This window comes from Curtobacterium sp. MWU13-2055 (genome assembly GCF_023242305.1).
In the GTDB taxonomy this organism is placed as follows: Bacteria; Actinomycetota; Actinomycetes; order Actinomycetales; family Microbacteriaceae; genus Curtobacterium.
Genome location: NZ_JALLIO010000008.1, coordinates 1 through 20,273 on the forward strand (window position 1 = coordinate 1; position 20,273 = coordinate 20,273).

22 protein-coding genes are annotated in these 20,273 nt (G+C 71.0%); 13 read left to right on the top strand and 9 right to left on the bottom strand.

Annotated features, from left to right (window positions below):
* Nucleotides 1–78: 78 nt before the first annotated feature.
* A complete protein-coding gene (locus tag M4960_RS15035; protein WP_123293628.1) occupies nt 79–483 on the bottom strand; it encodes a DUF1304 domain-containing protein in 405 nt (134 codons plus the stop codon).
* 60 nt (nt 484–543) lie between these two features.
* Between M4960_RS15035 and M4960_RS15040 the strand changes: the two genes are divergently transcribed.
* The 3 genes from M4960_RS15040 to M4960_RS15050 are packed head-to-tail and all read left to right on the top strand — an operon-like array spanning nt 544 to nt 2,401.
* Nucleotides 544–879: a chorismate mutase gene (locus M4960_RS15040; protein ID WP_123293629.1), complete on the top strand. Its 336-nt coding sequence runs from the start codon at nt 544–546 to the stop codon at nt 877–879.
* The gene (locus tag M4960_RS15045) at nt 876–1,979 is read left to right on the top strand and encodes a beta-propeller fold lactonase family protein (protein ID WP_248704661.1); all 1,104 of its coding nucleotides are present in this window, start codon (nt 876–878) and stop codon (nt 1,977–1,979) included. Before M4960_RS15040 ends, M4960_RS15045 begins: the two co-directional genes overlap by 4 nt.
* A gap of 2 nt (nt 1,980–1,981) precedes the next feature.
* Nucleotides 1,982–2,401 carry a GNAT family N-acetyltransferase gene (locus M4960_RS15050; RefSeq protein ID WP_123293631.1) on the top strand — a complete coding sequence of 140 codons (420 nt, stop codon included), beginning with the start codon at nt 1,982–1,984 and terminating at the stop codon, nt 2,399–2,401.
* Between the two features lie 13 nt (nt 2,402–2,414).
* On the opposite strand, the gene M4960_RS15055 is transcribed toward M4960_RS15050, so the two are convergent.
* Genes M4960_RS15055 through purS form a run of 4 tightly spaced genes read right to left on the bottom strand, consistent with a single transcriptional unit; the run spans nt 2,415 to nt 6,721 of the window.
* On the bottom strand, nt 2,415–3,335 hold the full coding sequence (locus M4960_RS15055) for a 2-hydroxyacid dehydrogenase (protein WP_248704662.1): 921 nt from the start codon (nt 3,333–3,335) through the stop codon (nt 2,415–2,417).
* A 16-nt stretch (nt 3,336–3,351) separates the two neighbouring features.
* On the bottom strand, nt 3,352–5,733 hold the full coding sequence (gene purL / locus M4960_RS15060) for a phosphoribosylformylglycinamidine synthase subunit PurL (RefSeq protein ID WP_248704663.1): 2,382 nt from the start codon (nt 5,731–5,733) through the stop codon (nt 3,352–3,354).
* Between the two features lie 35 nt (nt 5,734–5,768).
* Nucleotides 5,769–6,464 carry a phosphoribosylformylglycinamidine synthase subunit PurQ gene (gene purQ / locus M4960_RS15065; RefSeq protein WP_111085606.1) on the bottom strand — a complete coding sequence of 232 codons (696 nt, stop codon included), beginning with the start codon at nt 6,462–6,464 and terminating at the stop codon, nt 5,769–5,771.
* 5 nt (nt 6,465–6,469) lie between these two features.
* A complete protein-coding gene (purS, locus tag M4960_RS15070) occupies nt 6,470–6,721 on the bottom strand; it encodes a phosphoribosylformylglycinamidine synthase subunit PurS (RefSeq protein ID WP_017886272.1) in 252 nt (83 codons plus the stop codon).
* Between the two features lie 188 nt (nt 6,722–6,909).
* Between purS and M4960_RS15075 the strand changes: the two genes are divergently transcribed.
* Both M4960_RS15075 and M4960_RS15080 read left to right on the top strand, forming a co-directional pair.
* Entirely contained in the window at nt 6,910–7,524 is a 615-nt protein-coding gene (locus M4960_RS15075) for a PadR family transcriptional regulator (RefSeq protein WP_248704664.1), read from the top strand.
* The gene (locus M4960_RS15080; protein WP_123671983.1) at nt 7,521–9,170 is read left to right on the top strand and encodes a DHA2 family efflux MFS transporter permease subunit; all 1,650 of its coding nucleotides are present in this window, start codon (nt 7,521–7,523) and stop codon (nt 9,168–9,170) included. The genes M4960_RS15075 and M4960_RS15080 overlap by 4 nt, the downstream gene beginning before the upstream one ends.
* A 233-nt stretch (nt 9,171–9,403) precedes the next feature.
* Here M4960_RS15080 and M4960_RS15085 read toward each other — a convergent pair whose 3' ends face one another.
* Together M4960_RS15085 and M4960_RS15090 are read right to left on the bottom strand one after the other, a co-directional pair.
* On the bottom strand, nt 9,404–10,222 hold the full coding sequence (locus M4960_RS15085) for a cytochrome c oxidase assembly protein (protein WP_248704798.1): 819 nt from the start codon (nt 10,220–10,222) through the stop codon (nt 9,404–9,406).
* Nucleotides 10,223–10,370: 148 nt separating this feature from the next.
* A complete protein-coding gene (locus M4960_RS15090; protein WP_248704665.1) occupies nt 10,371–11,684 on the bottom strand; it encodes an acyltransferase in 1,314 nt (437 codons plus the stop codon).
* A 169-nt stretch (nt 11,685–11,853) separates the two neighbouring features.
* On the opposite strand from M4960_RS15090, the gene M4960_RS15095 reads away from it, so the two are divergent.
* Both M4960_RS15095 and M4960_RS15100 read left to right on the top strand, forming a co-directional pair.
* Nucleotides 11,854–12,342, top strand: coding sequence for a Fur family transcriptional regulator (locus tag M4960_RS15095; RefSeq protein ID WP_248704666.1), 489 nt, complete (start codon nt 11,854–11,856; stop codon nt 12,340–12,342).
* A gap of 50 nt (nt 12,343–12,392) precedes the next feature.
* A complete protein-coding gene (locus tag M4960_RS15100) occupies nt 12,393–13,922 on the top strand; it encodes a catalase (protein WP_308222016.1) in 1,530 nt (509 codons plus the stop codon).
* A gap of 160 nt (nt 13,923–14,082) precedes the next feature.
* Here M4960_RS15100 and M4960_RS15105 read toward each other — a convergent pair whose 3' ends face one another.
* Nucleotides 14,083–14,649, bottom strand: coding sequence for a GNAT family N-acetyltransferase (locus tag M4960_RS15105; protein WP_248704667.1), 567 nt, complete (start codon nt 14,647–14,649; stop codon nt 14,083–14,085).
* 103 nt (nt 14,650–14,752) lie between these two features.
* Between M4960_RS15105 and M4960_RS15110 the strand changes: the two genes are divergently transcribed.
* The 6 genes from M4960_RS15110 to M4960_RS15135 all read left to right on the top strand — a co-directional run bounded on the left by M4960_RS15110 (nt 14,753) and on the right by M4960_RS15135 (nt 19,404).
* The gene (locus M4960_RS15110) at nt 14,753–15,037 is read left to right on the top strand and encodes a hypothetical protein (RefSeq protein WP_248704668.1); all 285 of its coding nucleotides are present in this window, start codon (nt 14,753–14,755) and stop codon (nt 15,035–15,037) included.
* 253 nt (nt 15,038–15,290) lie between these two features.
* On the top strand, nt 15,291–15,644 hold the full coding sequence (locus M4960_RS15115) for a hypothetical protein (protein ID WP_248704669.1): 354 nt from the start codon (nt 15,291–15,293) through the stop codon (nt 15,642–15,644).
* The gene (locus tag M4960_RS15120; RefSeq protein WP_248704670.1) at nt 15,644–16,687 is read left to right on the top strand and encodes a peptidoglycan-binding protein; all 1,044 of its coding nucleotides are present in this window, start codon (nt 15,644–15,646) and stop codon (nt 16,685–16,687) included. Before M4960_RS15115 ends, M4960_RS15120 begins: the two co-directional genes overlap by 1 nt.
* Complete coding sequence (locus tag M4960_RS15125; RefSeq protein WP_131880723.1) at nt 16,678–17,280, top strand: ABC transporter ATP-binding protein; 603 nt, start codon at nt 16,678–16,680, stop codon at nt 17,278–17,280. Before M4960_RS15120 ends, M4960_RS15125 begins: the two co-directional genes overlap by 10 nt.
* Nucleotides 17,277–18,368, top strand: coding sequence for a hypothetical protein (locus M4960_RS15130; protein ID WP_248704671.1), 1,092 nt, complete (start codon nt 17,277–17,279; stop codon nt 18,366–18,368). Before M4960_RS15125 ends, M4960_RS15130 begins: the two co-directional genes overlap by 4 nt.
* A 151-nt stretch (nt 18,369–18,519) precedes the next feature.
* Nucleotides 18,520–19,404 (top strand): VOC family protein, encoded by an 885-nt coding sequence (locus M4960_RS15135; protein WP_248704672.1) that lies wholly within the window; start codon nt 18,520–18,522, stop codon nt 19,402–19,404.
* A gap of 18 nt (nt 19,405–19,422) precedes the next feature.
* On the opposite strand, the gene M4960_RS15140 is transcribed toward M4960_RS15135, so the two are convergent.
* Nucleotides 19,423–20,208 (bottom strand): SDR family oxidoreductase, encoded by a 786-nt coding sequence (locus tag M4960_RS15140; protein WP_131846924.1) that lies wholly within the window; start codon nt 20,206–20,208, stop codon nt 19,423–19,425.
* Nucleotides 20,209–20,273 lie beyond the last annotated feature (65 nt).

The window sequence follows — 20,273 nt, forward strand, 5'->3', positions numbered from 1 at the left end:
TGGCACCCTGTCGCTTTTGCGTGGCGGGGCTGACGGTCTGGTCGAGACGGCTCAGACGGCTCAGACGGCTCAGACGGCTCAGACGGGGAAGCTCGAGCCGAGCAGCGCGAAGAGCAGGGCGATCAACGGGAGCGTGCCCTGCTTGAACGCGGAGTTGACGTACTTGCGGCCGGAGCCGACCAGGATCACCGCGGCGCCGAGCATGCTCGCGGTCGAGAACACGACGAGGGTCCAGCCGGTCGCGGTGTTGCCCGCCAGCACCAGCACGACACCGAGGATCGCGCCGATCGCCAGGAACAGGTTGTAGAACCCCTGGTTGAACGCGAGGGAGCGGGTCGCGTCGGCCTCGGTCTCGGTCGCGATGCCGAACACCTTGCGGGCGCGTGGACTCGTCCAGATGATGGATTCGAGGAACCAGATGTACACGTGGACGAGGCCAGCGAGGACCGCACACACGCCCGAGATCACGAGCAAGACCGACATGTGCTCATTCTCGCAGGCGTCGGCGGGGTTCGGCTGCGCGTCCGCCAGTAGGCTCGGGGCATGAGCGACGACGTCACCCCGCCCGAGCCCGAAGCGACGGCCGAAGCGACGGCTGTCGCCGAACTCCGGAGCATCCGGCAGAGCATCGACAACATCGACGCCGCCGTCATCCACATGCTCGCCGAGCGCTTCAAGTACACCCAGCGAGTGGGGCACCTGAAGGCCGAATCGGGCATGCCCGCCGCCGACCCGGACCGCGAACAGATCCAGGTCGCACGGCTCCGCAGCCTCGCCGCCGAGGCGCACCTCGACCCCGCGTTCGCCGAGAAGTTCCTCAACTTCATCGTCGCCGAGGTCATCCACCACCACGAGCGCATCGCCGGACGCGACGAATGAGCGTCGACCTGCCGACCCTGCTCGTCGGTTCCTACACCGCCACCGGCGGCGGGAACGCGACCGGCATCTCCCTGGTCGACGGCGGGGCTGCCCGCGCGGGCGCGGGCGCTCGTACCGTCGCGGTGCTCGACGATCCCTCGTTCCTCGCTGTGTCGGGCGACCGTGTCTACGCCGTGTCCGAGACGAACGACGGCGGCGTCTCCGCCTTCCGGATGCAGAACGGCGCGCTCGAACACCTGTGGGACGCCTCCGCCGGCGGTGACGCCCCGTGCCACCTGCGGGTCGACCCGTCCGGGGCGCTCATCGTCACCAACTACGTCTCCGGCACCGTCACCGCCGTGTCCCTGGCGGCGGCCGAGTCGTTCTCCGCCTCGGTGCTCGCGAGCGACGGCGTCGTCCTGCCCGCAGACGGCGTGCACGGCCGAACCGACCGGCTCGCGGTCCCTGCCTCGGCCATCGCAGTCGCGACCCTGCCCGCCGCCACCGGCCCGGTGCAGGACCGGCAGGATGCGCCGCACGCGCACCAGTCCGTCGCGACGCCGGACGGCACGGTGCTCGTCGCCGACCTGGGTGGCGACGCGCTGCACGAGTTCCGCGTGACCGTGTCAGCCGGCGGCGTCCCCACGCTCGAGGCGCTGCGCGTGCACCACGTGGCGCCCGGCGTCGGTCCGCGGCACCTGGCCTGGTACGCAGGCGACCTGGTCGTCGCCGGTGAGCTCGACGGCGCGGTCCACCGACTCCGCCGCGACGAGTCCGGCTCGCTCGTGACGATCGCCTCGACCCCGACGTTCGAGGGTGCCGTGGGGGAGTCGCTCCTCAGCCACATCGAGGTCGACGATGCCGGACTCGTCACCGTCGCCGTCCGTGGCCGCGACCTGATCGTCGTGCTCGACGCTGCCGACGACGGGCTCGCGCTCGTCGGGTCCGCCTCGTGCGGGGGTGCCTGGCCGCGCCACTTCGCCCGGGTGCCGGGGTACGTGCTCGTCGCCAACGAGCGGTCGGACGCCATCGCCGTGCTGCCGATCGGTGCCGACGGTGTGCCGGGCGAGGCCGTGGAGCAGATCGCCGTCGGGACCCCGACGTGCATCGTCCCGCTCTGACCATGACCGAGGTCGACCCGTACACCCTGGTCGTCGGGGCACCGCCGCTGGCGGACTACCTGCGTCTGCGCCAGGACTCCGGACTCTCACCGAAGAACGCCGAGCAGGGCGCCGGGGCGATCGCCGGCAGTTGGTCGGCGTGCCACGTCGTGGACGCCGGCGGCACACCGGTGGCGATGGGCCGGACGATCGGCGACGGCGGGTGGTACTTCCACATCGCCGACATCGCCACCGATCCCGACCACCAGCGCCGTGGGCTCGGACGCCGTGTGGTCGAGTGGCTGCTCGAGGATGTCCGCGACCGAGCACCCGCCGGTGCCTACGTCACGCTCGTCGGGGATCCGCCCGGTCAGCGGCTGTACCGATCGCTCGGGTTCGACGACGTCGCGCCGAGTCTCGGCATGGCACTCCGACTGGACTGACGCCGACGGGTCGCTAGCGCTCGATCAGGTTCTCGAACGGGCGACCCTCGGCCAGCGCTGCGACCTGCCGACGCATCAGCTCGATCGACCGCGGGACGCTCAGGTCGGTGTTGCCCCCGACGTGCGGCGTGAGGACCGTGTTCGGCGTCGTCCACAGCGGGTGGCCGTCGGGCAGGGGCTCGGGATCGGTGACGTCGAGTGCCGCGAACAGTCGCTCGGACTCCAGCTCCGCCACCAGCGCATCGGTGTCGACGACCTTGCCGCGGGCGACGTTCACCACCAGGGCGCCGTCGGGCAGCGCGGCCAGCAGCTCGGCGTCGACCAGCCGTTCGGTCTCGTCCGTCAGCGGCGCGATGAGCACGAGGACGTCCGTCGTCGGTGCCAGCTCGGGCAGCTCGCCGAACGCGTGCACGTGGCGACCGTCCTGGTCGCGAGCCGTACGGGCCACCACGGTGACGTCGGTGCGGAACGCCTCGAACCGGGTGGCGATCGCCGACCCGATCGCGCCGTAGCCGACGACCGTGACCCGGCGGTCGGCCAGGGAACGGGTCTTCCGGGCGTCCCAGACACCGTTGGCGCGATCGGCCTGGAACGCCCCGAGCTCGCGCAGCGAGGTCAGCGCCAGGCCGACGGCGAGCTCGGCGGTCTCGTCGTCGTGGATCCCCCGACCGTTCGCCAGCTGGGCATGACCGGGCACGTGCGGCACCGCGTGCTCGTAGCCGGCGCTCGGCAGCTGCAGGAGCTCGAGCGCCGGCAGGTCGTGCACGAACTGCCAGCGGTGCCGTCCACCGAAGTAGAACGGCAGGAACGTGATTGCGACGTCGTCCGGGCGACCGTACGGCGCCTCGACGTCCCACACGTCCAGCTCGATGCCGTCCGGCACGGGGCCGAACCGGTCGACGAGCTCCGCGAAGGGCAGGGTGACGATGGGCACGCGGTGTCCGCCCGGCCTAGGAGTCCGTGCGCGGCGAGAACGCACCGTCGGAGTCGAGCGGCCCACGGCCGACGTACCCCTCGGTGACGTCCTCGACGATCACGTCGCCGAAGCGGGCCGGCAGCGTCGCGTTGTGCGTACCGCGGAGCTCGTCGAGCGTCGCCGTGAACGCACCCTGGACCTCGAGCGCGTTCGACGTGGCGTCGGTCACGCCGATGCGCAGGACCGGGAAGCCCCGACCGGCGCACAGGCCCTGGAAGCGGACGTCGTCCTCGCGCCGGACGGTCACGATGACGCGACCGGTCGACTCGGAGAACAGCGCGGTCGCCGTGTCGACGCCGTCGCGGGACTCGAGCTCGTCGAGGACCACGCGGGCGCCGAGGCCGAAGCGGAGCACCGACTCGGCGAGCGACTGGCCGAGGCCACCGTCCGCCAGGTCGTGCGCACTCGTCAGCAGCTGCTCGCCACTCGCTGCGAAGAGCAGCTCGGCGAGCTCCTTCTCGCGACCGAGGTCCACCGCCGGCGGACGACCGCCGAGGTGTCCGTGCACCGTGCCGGCCCAGGCCGAACCGTCGAGCTCGAGGCTCGTGGTGCCGAGCAGGTAGATGTTGTGGCCGTCGTCCTGCCAGCCCGACGGGACGCGCTTGGCGACGTCGTCGATGACACCGAGCACACCGACGACCGGGGTCGGGTGGATCGGGGTCGAGCCGGTCTGGTTGTAGAACGACACGTTGCCGCCGGTGACGGGGATGCCGAGCTCCATGCAGCCGTCGGCCAGTCCCTCGACCGCCTCGGAGAACTGCCACATGACCTCGGGGTTCTCGGGGGAGCCGAAGTTCAGGCAGTCGGTGACCGCAGCGGGGACGGCACCGGTCACGGCGACGTTCCGGTACGCCTCGGCCAGGGCCAGACGCGCGCCCAGCTTCGGGTCGAGCTGGCAGTAGCGACCGTTGGCGTCGGTGGCGATGGCGACACCGAGCCCCGTTTCCTCGTCGACGCGGATCATGCCACCGTCGTCGGGGAAGGACAGGGCCGTGTTGCCGAGCACGTAGGTGTCGTACTGGTTCGTGACCCAGTTCTTCGACGCCAGGTTCGGCGAACCGAGCAGGCTGAGGAACTGCGCCTTGAGCGCGGGGCCGTCGGCCGGACGGTCGAGCGACGCCGCGGTGTCGGCCTGCAGCGCGTCGATCCAGGTCGGGTAGGCGACCGGGCGGTCGTAGACCGGGCCGTCGACGGCGACGGTGCGCGGGTCGACGTTGACGATCTCCTGGCCCTGCCAGTCGATGACGAGACGGCCGGTGCCGGTGACCTCGCCGAGGACGCTGGTCTCGACCTCCCACTTGCCGACCACGGCGAGGAACTCGTCGAGCTTGTCGGGGCGGACGACCGCCATCATGCGCTCCTGGCTCTCCGACATCAGGATCTCTTCGGCCGTGAGCGTGGGGTCGCGCAGCAGGACGTCGTCGAGCGAGATGTGCATGCCGCCGTCGCCGTTGCTCGCGAGCTCGGACGTGGCGCAGGAGATGCCCGCGGCGCCGAGGTCCTGGATGCCCTCGACCAGTTCCTTCTGGAACAGCTCGAGGCAGCACTCGATCAGGACCTTCTCGGCGAAGGGGTCGCCGACCTGGACGGCGGGACGCTTGGTCGGGCCGCCCTCGGTGAAGGTGTCGGACGCCAGGATCGACGCGCCGCCGATGCCGTCGCCACCGGTGCGGGCACCGAACAGCACGACCTTGTTGCCGGCACCGGACGCGTTCGCCAGGTGCAGGTCCTCGTGCCGCAGGACGCCGACCGCCAGGGCGTTGACCAGCGGATTGCCCTGGTACACCGGGTCGAAGTAGGTCTCGCCGCCGATGTTCGGCAGGCCGAGGCAGTTGCCGTAGAACGAGATGCCACCAACGACGCCGTGCACGACGCGTGCGGTGTCCTCGTGGTCGATCGCGCCGAAGCGGAGCTGGTCCATCACGGCGACCGGGCGGGCACCCATCGAGATGATGTCGCGGACGATGCCGCCGACGCCGGTCGCGGCGCCCTGGTACGGCTCGACGTAGGACGGGTGGTTGTGCGACTCGACCTTGAAGGTCACCGCCCAGCCGTTGCCGACGTCGACGACACCGGCGTTCTCGCCCATGCCGACCATCAGGTTCTTCGTCATCTCCGGCGTGACCTTCTTGCCGAACTGACGGAGGTAGTTCTTCGAGGACTTGTAGGAGCAGTGCTCGGACCACATGACGGAGTACATCGCCAGCTCGCCCGAGGTGGGGCGGCGGCCGAGGATCTCCTTGATGCGGGCGTACTCGTCCGGCTTCAGGCCGAGCGCGTCGTACGGCTGGTCCTTGTCGGGAGTCGCCGCGGCATCCTGCACGGTGTCGGGCTTCGGGCGCACGTAAGTCGTCACGGTGTTGTCGTTCCCTGTCACTGGAGTCGCGGCCGTCACTTGACGAGCGTCGACTCGATCACGGAGGTGAAGAAGGTGAGGCCGTCCGTGCCGGAGGCCATGGCAGCGGCGGTGTCCGGGCCGAAGCCGGGCTCGGTCGCGTGCTCGGGGTGCGGCATCAGGCCCACGACGTTGCCGCGCTCGTTCGAGACGCCCGCGATGTCGTCGATCGACCCGTTCGGGTTCACGCCGACGTAGCGGAACACGACCTGGCCGTTGTCCTCGATGCGCTTGATCTCGTCGGCGTCGGCGACGAACCGGCCGTCGGCGTTCTTGAGCGGGATCGTGATCTCCTGCTGCGCGGTGAACCCGGAGGTCCAGGCGGTCGAGGTGGTCTCGACGCGGAGCTTCTGGTCGCGGCGGATGAACTGCTGGTGCGCGTTGCGGGTATGGGCCCCGGGGACCAGGCGGGCCTCGGCCAGCATCTGGAAACCGTTGCAGATGCCGAGCACGGGCATGCCCTTGCCGGCGGCGTCGATGACCTCGGCCATGATCGGCGCCTTCGCGGCGATCGCTCCGGCGCGCAGGTAGTCGCCGTACGAGAACCCGCCGGGCAGCACGATGGCGTCGACGCCCTGCAGGTCGTGGTCGCCGTGCCAGAGGGCGACGGGGTCGGCACCGGCGAGACGGACCGCGCGCTGGGCGTCACGGTCGTCGAGGGAGCCGGGGAAGGTGATGACGCCGATGCGCATCCGGGTCACTGACCTTCGACGGTCACGGAGACGACGTCCTCGATGACCGCGTTCGAGAAGACGTCGGCGGCGATGTCGCGGACCTCGGCCAGCTTGGCGTCGTCGACGGGGCCGTCGACGGTCACCTCGAAGCGCTTGCCGATGCGGACGTTGGTCAGGTCGGCCTTGCCCAGACGGGCGAGGGCGTTGCCCACCGCCTTGCCCTGGGGGTCGAGGATCTCAGCCTTGGGCATGACCTCGACGACGATCGTTGGCACGTGTTCTCTCCAGCGCTTCAGGGGTGGGGGACGGGACCAGTCTACGGGGCGCGCGCGACACGCCGGGACGGATCCGGGCCTCCTGTGGAGAACGTGCTGTGCGTTTGCTCACCTGTGTTCGACTCCGTATATTCGAAGTCGAATAGTCCAGTCGGAAGACTGCCGCATCGATCCGTCAGGAGGCCCGCATGGCGTCGCTCACGCCCCTCGCGTTCGCCGCGCTCGACCTGCTGAACGAGGCACCGATGCACCCGTACGAGATGTTCCAGACGATGGTCCACCGGCAGGAGGAGCGGAACGTCAAGGTCCGCCCGGGCACCCTGTACCACCAGGTCGGCCGCCTCGCCGAGCTCGGGTTCGCCGAGGTCGTGGGCACCGACCGCGACGGCAACCGGCCGGAACGCACCACCTACACGATCACCGAAGCCGGCCGCGCAGCACTCGCGGACGGCCTCCGCCGCATGGTGGCGGAGCCCGCGGACGAGTACCCGGAGTTCCACCTGGCCCTCTCCGTGCTCGAGAACCTGCCGCACTCCGAGGCGGTCGATGCCGTCCGGGCCCGGATCGTCGCACTCGAACAGGAGCGCGACGACTACGACCAGGCACTCCAGCGCGTGCAGGCCAAGCAGCTGACCGAGCGGTACTGGCTCGACGTGTCGTACGTCCGTGCGATGCTCGCCGCGCAGATCGAGTGGCTCAGCACCACCGTCGACCGCATCGCCAGCGGCGACCTCCCATGGGACGGCCCGGCCGTCTCCACAGACACTGACTTCCCCACGAACAGCAAGGACACCACTCGATGACCACCGTCACGCCTCCGCGGACGACCGAGAAGAAGCCGTGGCCCGCGCTCTGGGCGCTCGTCGTCGGCTTCTTCATGATCCTCGTCGACTCGACCATCGTGTCGGTCGCCACCCCCACCATCGCCCAGAAGCTCGACGCGGACATCAACTCCGTGATCTGGGTGACGAGCGCGTACCTGCTCGCCTACGCGGTGCCGCTGCTCATCACCGGCCGCCTCGGTGACCGCTTCGGCCCGAAGGTCATGTACCAGATCGGCCTCGTCGTCTTCACGCTCGCCAGCCTCTGGTGCGGTCTGGCCGGCTCGATCGAGATGCTCATCGTGGCCCGCGTCGTGCAGGGCCTCGGCGCCGCGATGATGAGCCCGCAGACGATGTCCGTCATCACGCGCATCTTCCCGCCGCAGAACCGCGGTGCCGCGATGGGTCTCTGGGGCGCCGTCGCCGGTGTCGCCTCGCTCGTCGGCCCGATCGTCGGCGGCCTGCTCGTCGACGGCTTCGGCTGGGAGTGGATCTTCTTCGTGAACGTCCCCGTCGGTGTCGTGGCGTTCGTCCTCGCGCAGCGCTTCGTGCCGTCGTTCGACCGTCACGGGCACCGCTTCGACTACCTCGGCATCTTCCTGTCCGCGGCCGGCCTGTTCCTGCTCGTCTTCGGCATCCAGGAAGGCGAGACCTACGACTGGGGCGTCATCGCCGGACCGATCTCGGTGTGGTCGCTCATCATCGTCGGGCTCGTGGTGCTCGCCGGGTTCGTCGTCTGGCAGGGCGTGCAGAAGGGTGAGCCGCTGCTGCCCCTCGGCCTGTTCAAGGACCGCAACTTCACCCTGGCCAACGTCGCCATCACGGCCGTCGGTGTCGCGATCGCCTCGTTCGCGCTACCGATCATGCTCTGGGCGCAGGACGTCCTGCGGTTCTCGCCGACCCAGGCGGCACTGCTCCTCGTGCCGCAGGCCGTGCTGTCCGCCGGCCTCGCACCGCTCGTCGGCAAGAACCTCAACCGGTGGAACCCGCGCTGGGTCGCCGCGTTCGGTCTCGCGTGCTTCTCGGCCGGACTGTTCTGGTTCGGCGCCCTGCTGTCGTCGAGTGCCGACTGGGGATGGGTGCTCCTGCCGAGCGCGCTCCTCGGCATCGCCAACGCCTGCATGTGGGGTCCGCTGTCCGTCTCGGCGACGCGCAACCTGCCGCCGAAGCTGGCCGGTGCCGGCTCGGGCGTCTACAACACGACGCGTCAGATCGGTGCCGTGCTCGGTTCGGCCGGCATCGCGGCGCTGATGGAGGCCCGGATCACCGCGAACTTCCCGGCCTCGACCGGTGGGACCTCCGCCGGTGGTGCCGAGCAGCAGGTCGGCGGACTGCCCGGGTTCCTGCTCGAGCCGTTCTCGCGGGCCATGGGTGAGTCGCTGTTCCTTCCGGCGATCGTGCTCATCGCGGCGATCGTGGCGGCGCTGTTCCTGGCGAAGCCGAAGCAGACCGTCGCCTGGCAGCAGACCGGTGGCGTGACCGCGCAGCCCGACGCGGAGGGCACTGCGCCGGCCGAGGGCGACGCGAAGCCGACCGAGCACGGCGTGCACGCTGCGGCCGCTGCTCCGGCGACGGCCGAGGCCGAGCTCGCCGCCATCGACCACCACGGCAAGCACGCCGACGCCTGACCCGCGCCGACCACCCGGGCCCCGGGCTGCTCCCACGAGCGGCCCGGGGCCCGCGTGTAGCCGGGGTCCCGGCGCAGTCGTTGCGGCCGCGGGGGTGCGACACCGTCGACGTCGTACGACAACGGGTTCGTCGCAGTCCCGCGTCTGCAACAGTTGCGGCCGCGGGGGTGCGACACCCTCGACGTCGAACGACATCGAGGTCGTCGTTCCGGGTCGGCGCCCCGCCCGCGCGCTCAACCCCGGCGCTGCAGGTGCTCCCGCGTCAACTCGTCGATCTGCTCGTCGGTCAGGGCGTCGACGGCGTGGGCCTCGCGGCGATCGGTCCGCTGCCACCGGATGAACAGCGAGATGAGCACGGGGATGTCCGCCACCTCGGCGATGAACCACAGCAGGTCGCCCGCCAGGTGCTGGTCGCGCAGCGGCGACGGGAACCACGGCTGCCCCACGGCCTGCACCACCGACCCGTCGAGCACGTGGTTCGTGATCCGGAGCACGATGCCCGGCACCGCGTCGATCATCAGCTCCACGAAGGCGAGCAGGAACTCCGCGGTGACGAACGTCGACGACCGCAGCACCCCGGGCTCGGACAGCGGAGCGAGCAACCCGAACCCGAGCATCGGGACCGTCACCGTGATCACGACGGCCCAGACGGACGATTCGCGCAGGGCCGCCGCGAACGGTGTCAGCAACAGGCCGAACAGGACGAGGGCGACGAGCGGCGCGACGATCGCGTTGCCGAGCAGGCGCACTGGACGCGACCGCATGGCGGCATCGGCGGCGTGCGCGAGGCGATCCGGGCCTCCTGTCCGGAGCAACGAGACGGGCGCACCGAGCGCGGCGAAGGTGGGGACCGCGAAGAAGAGCAGGGCGGACCGCAGCACGAACGCCCACCGCAGCTGCTGGTCGTACACGCCGACGCTGCCGAACTGCAGGATCCCGAACAGCACCAGTGCCGCGCCGAACGCGAGGGTGCGCCACCAGGGCCAGCGTGCGCCGCGACGTGCGGCGGCGACGACCCACCAGCCGTAGGCGACCGCGGCGACGGCGATCATCACCGCGGACAGGGGATCGAACCGCCAGGTGCTCCAGAACTCGGGTGTCGACGGCGTCGGGTGCCTCCAGGGGATCGGCCTGCCGCCATCCTCTGCCCGGCGCGTGTGCCGGTGCAGGCCCGAGTGGCCCCGAACGGTGAGAACCGTTTCAGATCCGGGTGACGCCCCGGGCCGGCGTGGTCCGCGAGAGCAACCACACCCCGATCGGCACGGCCACGGCGCCGATGACCGCGATCCCGAACGACAGGTGCAGCTGCATCACCAGGAACGCCGGACCGATCGCGCAGAGCGCAGCGACAGCGACGACCGGCCAGGACGGGCGGTCGGCCGAGGGCAGCAGCCGGGGGAGCGGGCGGTCGAACCAACGGAGCGCGCGAGCAACCCCGAGCGCGACGGCGAGCACCGCGACCAGCGCGATCAGCCGGGACGCCCACCACCCACCCGAGCCCGGCGACGGGAACGGCACCCCGACCAGCAGGGCGACCCCGTTCAGCGCGATGAACAGCGGCAGGTGCCACAGGTAGATGGTCATGCCGTCGCGGCCGAGGACGAACACGGCTCCGAGCGCGGCCCTGGTGCGCATCAGGCGACTGAGCGGGGCGTGCACGAGCTGGACCAGGCAGGCCTGCGCGATCGCGAGGAACGCCAGCGGGAGCATCGGCGGGTTGAGGTCCTGCAGCATGTCCGGTGCCCACAAGCCGATCGAGGTCATCGGGACGAGCAGAGCGTAGGCGGCGACGGCCACCGCGAGCAGGAGCGCCTTCGACCGCCGTGCGAACCACCCGTCGGCCCAGAGGAACCCGAGCTGCTGCGTGAAGAGCCACACCGGCCCGAGGTTGAGCAGTCCGACCTCGGCGACCCCGGTGGCCAGGCGGACCGCATCGACCACCGCGGCGAGCACGAGCAACACGCCGAGGGTTGCCCAGGGTGCGCGCTCGTGGAACCGCATCATCAGCGGCACGCAGCACTGCGTGATGCCGTAGGCGGCGAGGAACCAGAGCGGTGAGCCGATGCCGAACGCGACCTCGGCGAGGAGGTCCGGCGGGGTGCCGACGGCCGTGGCCACACCGAGCCCGAGCGCGAGGAACACGAACAGCGGGACCGCTGGCCGGAACAGGCGCACGAGGCGGGTGGCCAGGTAGTCGCGAGCAGGGCTCGGCGCACCGCGGGCGACGGTGCTGCGCCAGCCGACTGCGCTCGCGAAGCCGCCGACCACGAAGAAGAGGGGCATCACCTGCCCGACCCAGGTGGCGGCGACGTACCACGGGAGTTCCTGCAGGGGGCTCGTCACCCGGACCCCCTGGTCGTCGGCGGCGACGCCGACCATCGTGACGTGCACGATGACGACGAGGACGACGCAGGCCGTCCGGATGAGGTCGACGACCAGGTCCCGCTTCGCGATGATCCCCCGGACGTCCGGTGCGCTGTTCGCCTGTTCAGACAGGCCGTGGCTCGTGGACATGTCGGGACGTTAGCGTGCAGACCGATCGTTCCAGGGTCCCTCCAGGTGATCGCCGCCAGATCGTGACACGTCGCATACCGGTCGCGGAATGTGTTCCGACGGGTACGCGCCACGACGGCTCGTGTACAGTGGCCGTGTTGTCTTGATTCCTGCAAAAGAAAGGCTCAGCATGGACGCCGACGCCGATCTGCTCCGCACCTCGGGCCTCCGGGTGACGACACCGCGACTCGCGGTGCTGCGCGCGACCGAGTCGATGCCGCACGCCACCGCCGACGACATCGTCACGGCACTCACCGCCGAACTCCCGACGACCAGCCACCAGGCCGTCTACGGGGTCCTCGCCGCACTCACCGGCGTCGGGCTCGTCCGACGCATCGAGCCGGCAGGCAGCCCCGCGCGCTACGAGCGACGGACCGGGGACAACCACCACCACGTCGTCTGCACGCTGTGCGGCGCGATCGAGGACGTCGACTGCGCCGTCGGGCACTCGCCCTGTCTGACCCCGTCGGACGCGCACGGCTTCGCCGTCACCACCGCCGAGGTCACCTACTGGGGCATCTGCGAGCGCTGCGCCGCGGCCGAGCGCGACGACTCGGGCGCAGACGCGCCCGACGCAGGCGCAAGCGCAGTCGCCCCCGACGCCCCGCGCGTCCCCTGAACCACCCGAGCACCCCTGACCGAACCAACCGTTCCACCCAAGGAGGAACCGTGTCCGACCAGAACACGACGCCCGGCCAGCCGGCCGGCACCCCCACCACGACCACCAACTCCGGCGCTCCCGTCTCGAGCGACGAGCACTCGATGGGCGTCGGGGCCGACGGCCCCCTCGCGCTGCACGACCACTACCTGGTCGAGAAGCTCGCCCAGTTCAACCGCGAGCGTGTGCCGGAGCGCGTCGTCCATGCGAAGGGCGGCGGCGCCTTCGGTACCTTCACCGTCACGCAGGACGTCAGCAAGTACACCCGCGCCGCGTTCCTGCAGCCGGGCCAGCAGACCGAGATGCTCACGCGCTTCTCGTCCGTCGCCGGTGAGCAGGGTTCGCCCGACACGTGGCGCGACCCCCGCGGTTTCGCGCTGAAGTTCTACACGTCCGAGGGCAACTACGACCTCGTCGGGAACAACACCCCCGTCTTCTTCATCCGCGACGGCATCAAGTTCCCGGACTTCATCCGCTCGCAGAAGCGCCTGCCCGGCTCGCACCTGCGCGACCACGACATGCAGTGGGACTTCTGGACCCTGTCGCCCGAGTCGGCGCACCAGGTCACGTGGCTGATGGGCGACCGCGGCCTGCCCGCGTCGTGGCGCGAGATGGACGGCTTCGGCTCGCACACCTACCAGTGGATCAACGCCGAGGGCGAGCGCTTCTGGGTGAAGTACCACTTCATCACCGAGCAGGGCCACAAGACCCTGACGCAGGAGGACGCCGACCGCATCGCCGGTGAAGACGCGGACTTCCACATCCGTGACCTGCACGCCGCGATCGAGCGTGGTGACCACCCGCGCTGGACCCTCAAGGTGCAGGTCATGCCCTACGAGGACGCCGCGACCTACCGCTTCAACCCGTTCGACCTGACGAAGGTGTGGCCGCACGCGGACTACCCGCTCATCGAGGTCGGCACGATGGAGCTCAACCGCAACCCGGAGAACTACTTCGCCGAGATCGAGCAGGCGACCTTCGCCCCCTCGAACTTCGTTCCCGGCATCGCTGCCAGCCCGGACAAGATGCTCCTCGCGCGCATCTTCAGCTACGCGGACGCCCACCGCTACCGCGTCGGCACCAACCACGCGCAGCTGCCGGTCAACGCCCCGAAGAACGAGGTGCACTCGTACTCGAAGGACGGCGCGATGCGCTTCGACTTCCAGAAGTCCGAGGTGCCCGTGTACGCGCCGAACTCGCTCGGTGGCGCACACGCCGACCCGACCGCGACCGACGACGTGCCCGGCTGGGAGTCCGACGGCGCGCTGCAGCGTTCCGCCGCGACCCTGCACCCGGAGGACGACGACTTCGGTCAGGCCGGCACGCTCGTTCGAGAGGTCCTCGACGACGCCGCCCGTGAGCGCCTGGTCGGCAACATCGCCGGTCACGTCTCGAAGGTGACGCGCGACGACCTGCGCGAGCGCGTGTTCGCGTACTGGACGAACGTCGACGCCGACCTCGGTGCGCGCGTGCGCGCCGCGGTCGTGCCGAGCGCGCCGGGTTCGAACGAGGACCCGGAGACCGTGGCGGTCGAGGCGTAGTCCGGTGGACGCGGGGGCGTGAGCCCCGGTCCACCACCTGACGGACGGGAGGCACGGTGCCAGCTGGCACCGTGCCTCCCGTCCGTCTGTCGTTGCGTTCTAGACCTCTTGGCCGTTCAGCCAGATCGGGCCGCCTCGGGGGATGTGCCCAGTCCTCTTCCTAGACCTCTTGTCCGTTCAGCCAGATCGGGCCGGCCGGCCAGTCCTCCAGGGCTGCGGCCACCGGCCGCACCATCCAGCCGCCCTGCTCCGTGTTCGTGATGCCGGCGCCCTCGGCGGTGAACGCCGAGAAGGTGCCGATGACCTCGGGGAACTCGTGCCAGCCGAGCTTCGCGTAGAAGGGGATGCGGTTCTCGCCCGCGCCGAGGAAGCCGTACGGCACCGCGAGCCCGTCGAGCACGGCGTGCGTGCGCTCCATGAGTTCCCGGCCCTTGCCCGATCCCTGGAGCCTGGGCGACACGGCGACGAGGCCGGTGTCTCCGACCAGGACATCGCGCCCGCCGACCGTGATGAACATGCGGCGGATCCCGACGTGCGCCAGGACGACGCCGTCTTGGTCACGGGCGAGGACCCGGCGTTCGGGCTGCATGCCGGACCAGCTGCGGCCGCCCACGTACCAGTGGGACCAGTCCGGGAACGCCTGCGCGAGCAGTGCTGCGATCGCTTCGTGGTCCGGGAGCGAGAGGGAGCTCTCCTCGACCACCTCCCACCGGATGTCATCAGTCACGCGTCCATCCTGCACGGATGTGGTGGGTGTCGTTGCGTTCTCTTACTGACCGGTAATACGTTAACGGTGAAATCACGGTGATGTCGCAACGAAGGGGAGATCGATGTCGATCAAGAACGTCATACTGGGTGCGGTCGTCCTGGGGAGTGTCGTGGGCGGCGGGATCGCAGTCGACACCGTGACGGCGCCGGAGGCGAGTGCTGCGACGTGCTGGCGGAAGGTGACGCAGAGCAAGGGCTTCAACGAGTCGGGGTGTGGCCGCGCTCAGCACTTCAACCGGCTGAAGAGCGGGACGATGAAGTGGGGGAACGTGGTCGGTGGCAACAAGTGGTCCTACGAGGCTGCCTGCTGGACCAACATCGCCCAGTACGGCATGGTCCGGGCCTGACGCGGTGGTTCGGAACCGTGCTCGAGGAGCAACGGTCGTCGTGGTGATCGCCGCCACGGCACTCGCTGGCTGCGCCTCCGCAGATGCTGCGCCCCGGGTCGTCGATCCGTCAGGCTTCTCCGCGGCCGGGCCGTGGGCGGATGAGTTCGCGGAATCAGCCTCCGACACCAGCCCGTACCAGCGGCAGATCCTGTCGGACGGAACGATCTCGGCGCGGGAGGTCGCAGATGCGCAGTCCCGCATGAGCGCATGCATGCGGGATCTCGGCTACGACTACACGACAGCAGAGGACGGCACGTCCGAAGCGTCGCCGCTCCCGGGGCGGAAGGCTGAAGACGCAACGGCCATCAACGATTCGAAGTCGAAGTGCGCGAAGGACTTCGACAGTGACGTGACGTACCTGTTCAACGAAGTCCGGCGGAACCCGGACAAGCAGGACGAGGCAACGATCACCGTCGCGTGCCTCCGTGCCGCGAGACTCGTCGACGACACGTACACCGAACGTGAATGGCGCACCCAGAACGACGACGGGAACTTCTCCTTCTCGCCGTGGGACCCCGGAGCCGTACAGTGTCGGCTGGACCCCCTCGGACTCTGGCGGCAGTGATGCGCTTCCCGTCTGCCGCACTCCTGGCGCTCGGGGCGATGGTGGTCGCGGCGGCGACGGCCGCCGCCATCGTGGTCACTGTGCCGGCCGAGGTGCCGGCTGCACTCCGGACAGCGGCTCCCGCGAGCACCGTCCGGGTGACCGAGCGCACCGATGCCGATGAACGACAGGTGCAGCTCGCACTCGACACCGGTGCCCCACGGGCGGTCGTGACGTCGCGGACCGGCACGGTGACGACGTCGACGTGCTCGACCGGGGTACCCGTGCGGAGTGGGGACGTCCTCGCGCGGGTCGACGGGCGTCCGGTGATCGCGCTCGCCAGTGACGAGCCGCTGTGGCGCGACCTCGAGCTCGGCGACCGCGGGGCCGACGTCACGGGGTTGCAGCGGGAACTCACGCGCCTCGGTGCCGGACTGAGCATCGACGGCGTCCTCGGCCCGGGCACGCTCCGAGCTGCGCTCCAGTTCCTGGTCGACCGAGGTGTCGACCGCGACGACCTGCCCGACGACGTCGTGCCGCGTGACCCGTTCGCATGGGTGCCAGCCGCCGAGAACGCCGTCCTGGCGTGCGTGGCCGTCGTCGGGGCGGCGGTCGACGCCGACGGTGTCCTCGTCGAACTCCCGGCCGAACTCCGCGGTGCGCGCATCGAGGCGCTCCCGGTTGATCCGGCGCCGGGGGAGCGCGTGCTGCGGATCGGGAACGCCGACGTCCCGATCGACGCCGCCGGGGTGGTCTCGTCGCCGACGTCCCTCGCCGCGATCACCGCCCTGCCGGAGTACGCGGCGACGGTCGCTTCGGCCGACGGCACACCGACGGTGGCCGCGACGTGGGCGCTCAGCCGGCCACGAACGGTCCAGGTGGTGCCACCGACGGCCCTCTGGGACCTCGAGGGCGACCGGGCGTGCGTGCAACCGACGACGGGGCGGTCCCTCCGGGTCGAGGTCCTCGGGTCGGAACTCGGGCAGTCGTTCGTCCGGGTGCCCGGCGGACGAACGCTCGACCGGATCCGTGCCGCGCCGGACCGGTCCAGCTCGTGTCGGTGACGCTCGAGGGCGTCGGACATGTCTGGCCGAACGGCACCGTGCTGTTCGACCGCGTCGACCGCGCCTTCGCCGAGGGGAGCGTGACCGCGGTCGTCGGGCCGAGTGGTTCCGGCAAGTCCACGCTGCTCGCGATCCTCGCCGGGATGCTCCGTCCGACGCGCGGTGCCGCCGTCCGTCCGCCGGGCTGTCGGCCGCTCTGGGTCTTCCAGAACCCGTACGGGGTGGCCCGCCGCCGCGTGCTCGACCACGTCGCGCTGCCGTTCGTCGCCCAGGGCGCGGATCGTCGGACCGCGGACGTCCGGGCGCTCGAGGTCCTCGAGCGCTTCGGGCTCGGCTCGCGGGCGCACGCGCGGTTCGCCGAACTGTCCGGTGGTGAGGCGCAACGCCTGATGCTCGCGCGCGCCATCGCGAGTGCGCCGGGTCTGATGCTGGTCGACGAGCCGACGGCGCAACTCGACCGGGCAACCGCGATCGAGGTGAACCGTGGGATCGGCGCGCTCGCCGCGTCGGGGACGGTCGTCGTCGTCGCCACGCACGACGACGCGACCCGTGACGCCTGCGACGGAGTGCTCGACCTCGGGCGGTACCGATGAGCCCCCGCCGGATGCAGGTGACCGAGGTCTGGCGGGAGGCGTGGCGTGACATCGCCTCCGGAGCCTCGTGGGCAGCCGTGACCGCTGTCGTCCTCGCGGTGCTGCTCAGCGGTGTCGTGGGTATGCGCGCAGCTGCGGTCGCCGGTGACGTCCGGGCGGCTGCGGTGTTCGTCGCGAGCGGTGCGGCGACGACCGTCCAGCGGGCCGAGGGCCGGATCGACGGCCGCGTGTGCGATGCCCTCGCGGATGCCGAAGGGGTCATCGCGTCTGGCGCGTTCCGTCGCCTCGACGCCGGGGTCGTCCCCGCCGCGCTGCCGGGCTCGGCGATCCCGAGCTACGGGGTGACCGCCGGGGTGCGTGGCCTGCTCGGCGGCTCCGCTGCCGATGGGGCCGCGGGAGTGATCATCTCGCCCACGGTGCACGAGACCCTGGGTCTTGCTGCCGGCGATCGCCTCGTGAGGGTGGGCGGCGCGGGCACCGGAGTCGCCGGTGTGTACGACCACCCCGACGACGGCCGGGACCCCGACCTGGAGTACGCGGTCCTCGCGCCGACGGTGGACGACGGGTCGCCGTTCGACGCCTGCTGGGCGACGGTGTGGCCGCAGCGCGACGACACGGTCTCGATGCTCCGGCGCACCGTCCTGCCGGCGAGCGGCGCCGAGGGCGAAGACCGACCCACCGCCGGGCAGCTCAACCCGACCCTGGGCGCGGTCTTCACCCCCGCGGCGCGGCAGCCAGTGCTCGTCCCGTTCGGGGCAGCGGCCCTCGTGGGGCTGACGATCGGCGCGGCAGCGGTCGCACGGCGCCGGCTCGCCCTGGCCTCCGACCGGCACGTCGGGGTGCCGCGGTGCGCGCAGGTCCTCGGCATCGTCCTGCAGCACCTGGTCTGGGGCTCGGTCGGGGCCCTGGTCGCGACGAGCGTCGCGGTGGTGTCGGTGCGCGGCCTCGACGTCGACGACGCACTGCCGATCGTGCGCGAGGCGATCGCGATCGCGTCCCTCGGGCTCGTGGGCGCGCTGCTCGGCGGGGCGCTCGCCGCGGCCGCGATCCGCGAGCGCGCGCTGCACCGCTACTTCCGTTCCCGCTGACCGCAGCCGGGTGCTGCGCCACTTCAGTTCGCGCTGAGCGACACATCTCGGGCGCCGGGCCGCGAGAAGTGTCGCCCACCACGAAACTCGCCGCGACCACCGATGAACCCATTTGGTTGACGCGTCAACCAAATGGGCGCACACTGGTGCCATGCACACGCAGGACCTCCTCGCCGCCGACACCGGGATGGGTGCCGTCACCCTCCGCGTCGCGAACCTCGACCGGATGATCGGTTACTACCGCGACGGCGTCCAGCTCTCGCTGCTCTCGAACGAGGGCGGCGTCGCCGTGCTGGGGCGACCGGGCGCCGGTGGCCTGGCGGTCCCGATCGTGATCCTCGAGCACGCGCCGTCGATGCAGCACGCCGGCCCGCACGACGCCGGCCTGTTCCACACCGCGATCCTGTTCGACACGAGGGCCGACCTGGCTGCCGCGCTCTACTCGGTCGCGACGAAGTTCCCGCAGACCTTCACCGGCAGCGCCGATCACCTGGTGAGCAACGCGTTCTACTTCACCGATCCCGAGGGCAACGGCGTCGAGCTGTACTGGGACCGCGACCGCACGGAGTGGTCGTGGACGCACGGCATGGTCGACATGGACACGAAGTACGTCGACCCGAACGCGTTCCTGCAGGAGCACCTGACGGCCGACGCGGTGGCGTCCGCGTCGAACGCGCCGGGTCGGGTCGGCCACGTGCACCTGTCGGTCGGCGACGTCGCCAGCGCGAAGGACTTCTACGTCGACAAGCTCGGCTTCGCGACGACGGCCGGGTGGGGCGAGGCCCTGTTCGTCAGCGCCGGCGGGTACCACCACCACATGGCGATGAACACCTGGAACTCCCGCGGGGCCGGGCGCCGCCAGCTCGCGCTCGGGCTGGGCCTCGTGCGGATCGAAGTGCCTGGGTCGGACGACCTCGGTGCCCTCGTCGCACGCATGCACGACACCGGGGTGCAGACCGCCGACGACGGCCGGACGGTCGCCTTCGAGGACCCGTGGGCGAACCGCATCGAGGTGACCGCGCCCGGTCGCGGCTGACGCGGTCCGCCGGCAGGGTCACGCGCGGTTCGAGATCCCGCCGTCCGACGTCAGTAGCTGCCCGTTCACCCAGCGCCCCTGCTCCGAGCAGAGGAACCCGACGAGCGCAGCGGTGTCCGACGGTCGTCCGAGTCGGCCGAGCGGCGTGCCCTCGACCGCCCAGCGCTTGACGTCGTCGGACATCCAGCCGGTGTCGTTCGGGCCGGGGTTCACCACGTTCGCACTGACGCCGAGGCTGCCGAGCTCCTTCGCGGCACCGAACACAAGGCGGTCGAGCGCCCCCTTCGACGCCCCGTAGGGCAGGTTGTACGCGATGTGGTCGCTCGTCAGCGCGATGATCCGCCGGCGGTCCCGCGGTGCGGCGTCGCCAGCACGTTCGAGTGCGGCCGCGTACGCCTGCACGAGCAGGAACGGCGCGCGGGCGTTGACCGCGAAGTGCCGGTCCCACGACTCGACAGTCGTGGTCCGGACGTCCGAGTCGACCGATTCGCAGTGCGACATCACCAGCGCGGTGACGGGGGCGCCCGCCTCGGTCTCGGCGCGGCCGACCAGGGCGGCCGCCTGGTCCGGGTCCTCCAGGTCGACCGGGAGGCGCGTCACGCGTGCACCCACCGACTCGCACTCCTGCACGACGGACTCGACCCCGTCGGGATCCGCCCCACCGCTCACGCGGTCGTCGTACGGGCCCCACCACGAGATGGCCAGGTCCCAGCCGTCGGTCGCCAGACGGGTGGCGAGCGCCGCGCCGATGCCGGCTCTGCGGCCCACGCCGGTCACCAGGGCGAGTGGTCGTGCGGACGTCATACGGGCCTCCTGTCCGGTGCGCCGTCGCACCGATCGCCACCCAGTCTGCCGGAACCGGCCACGCG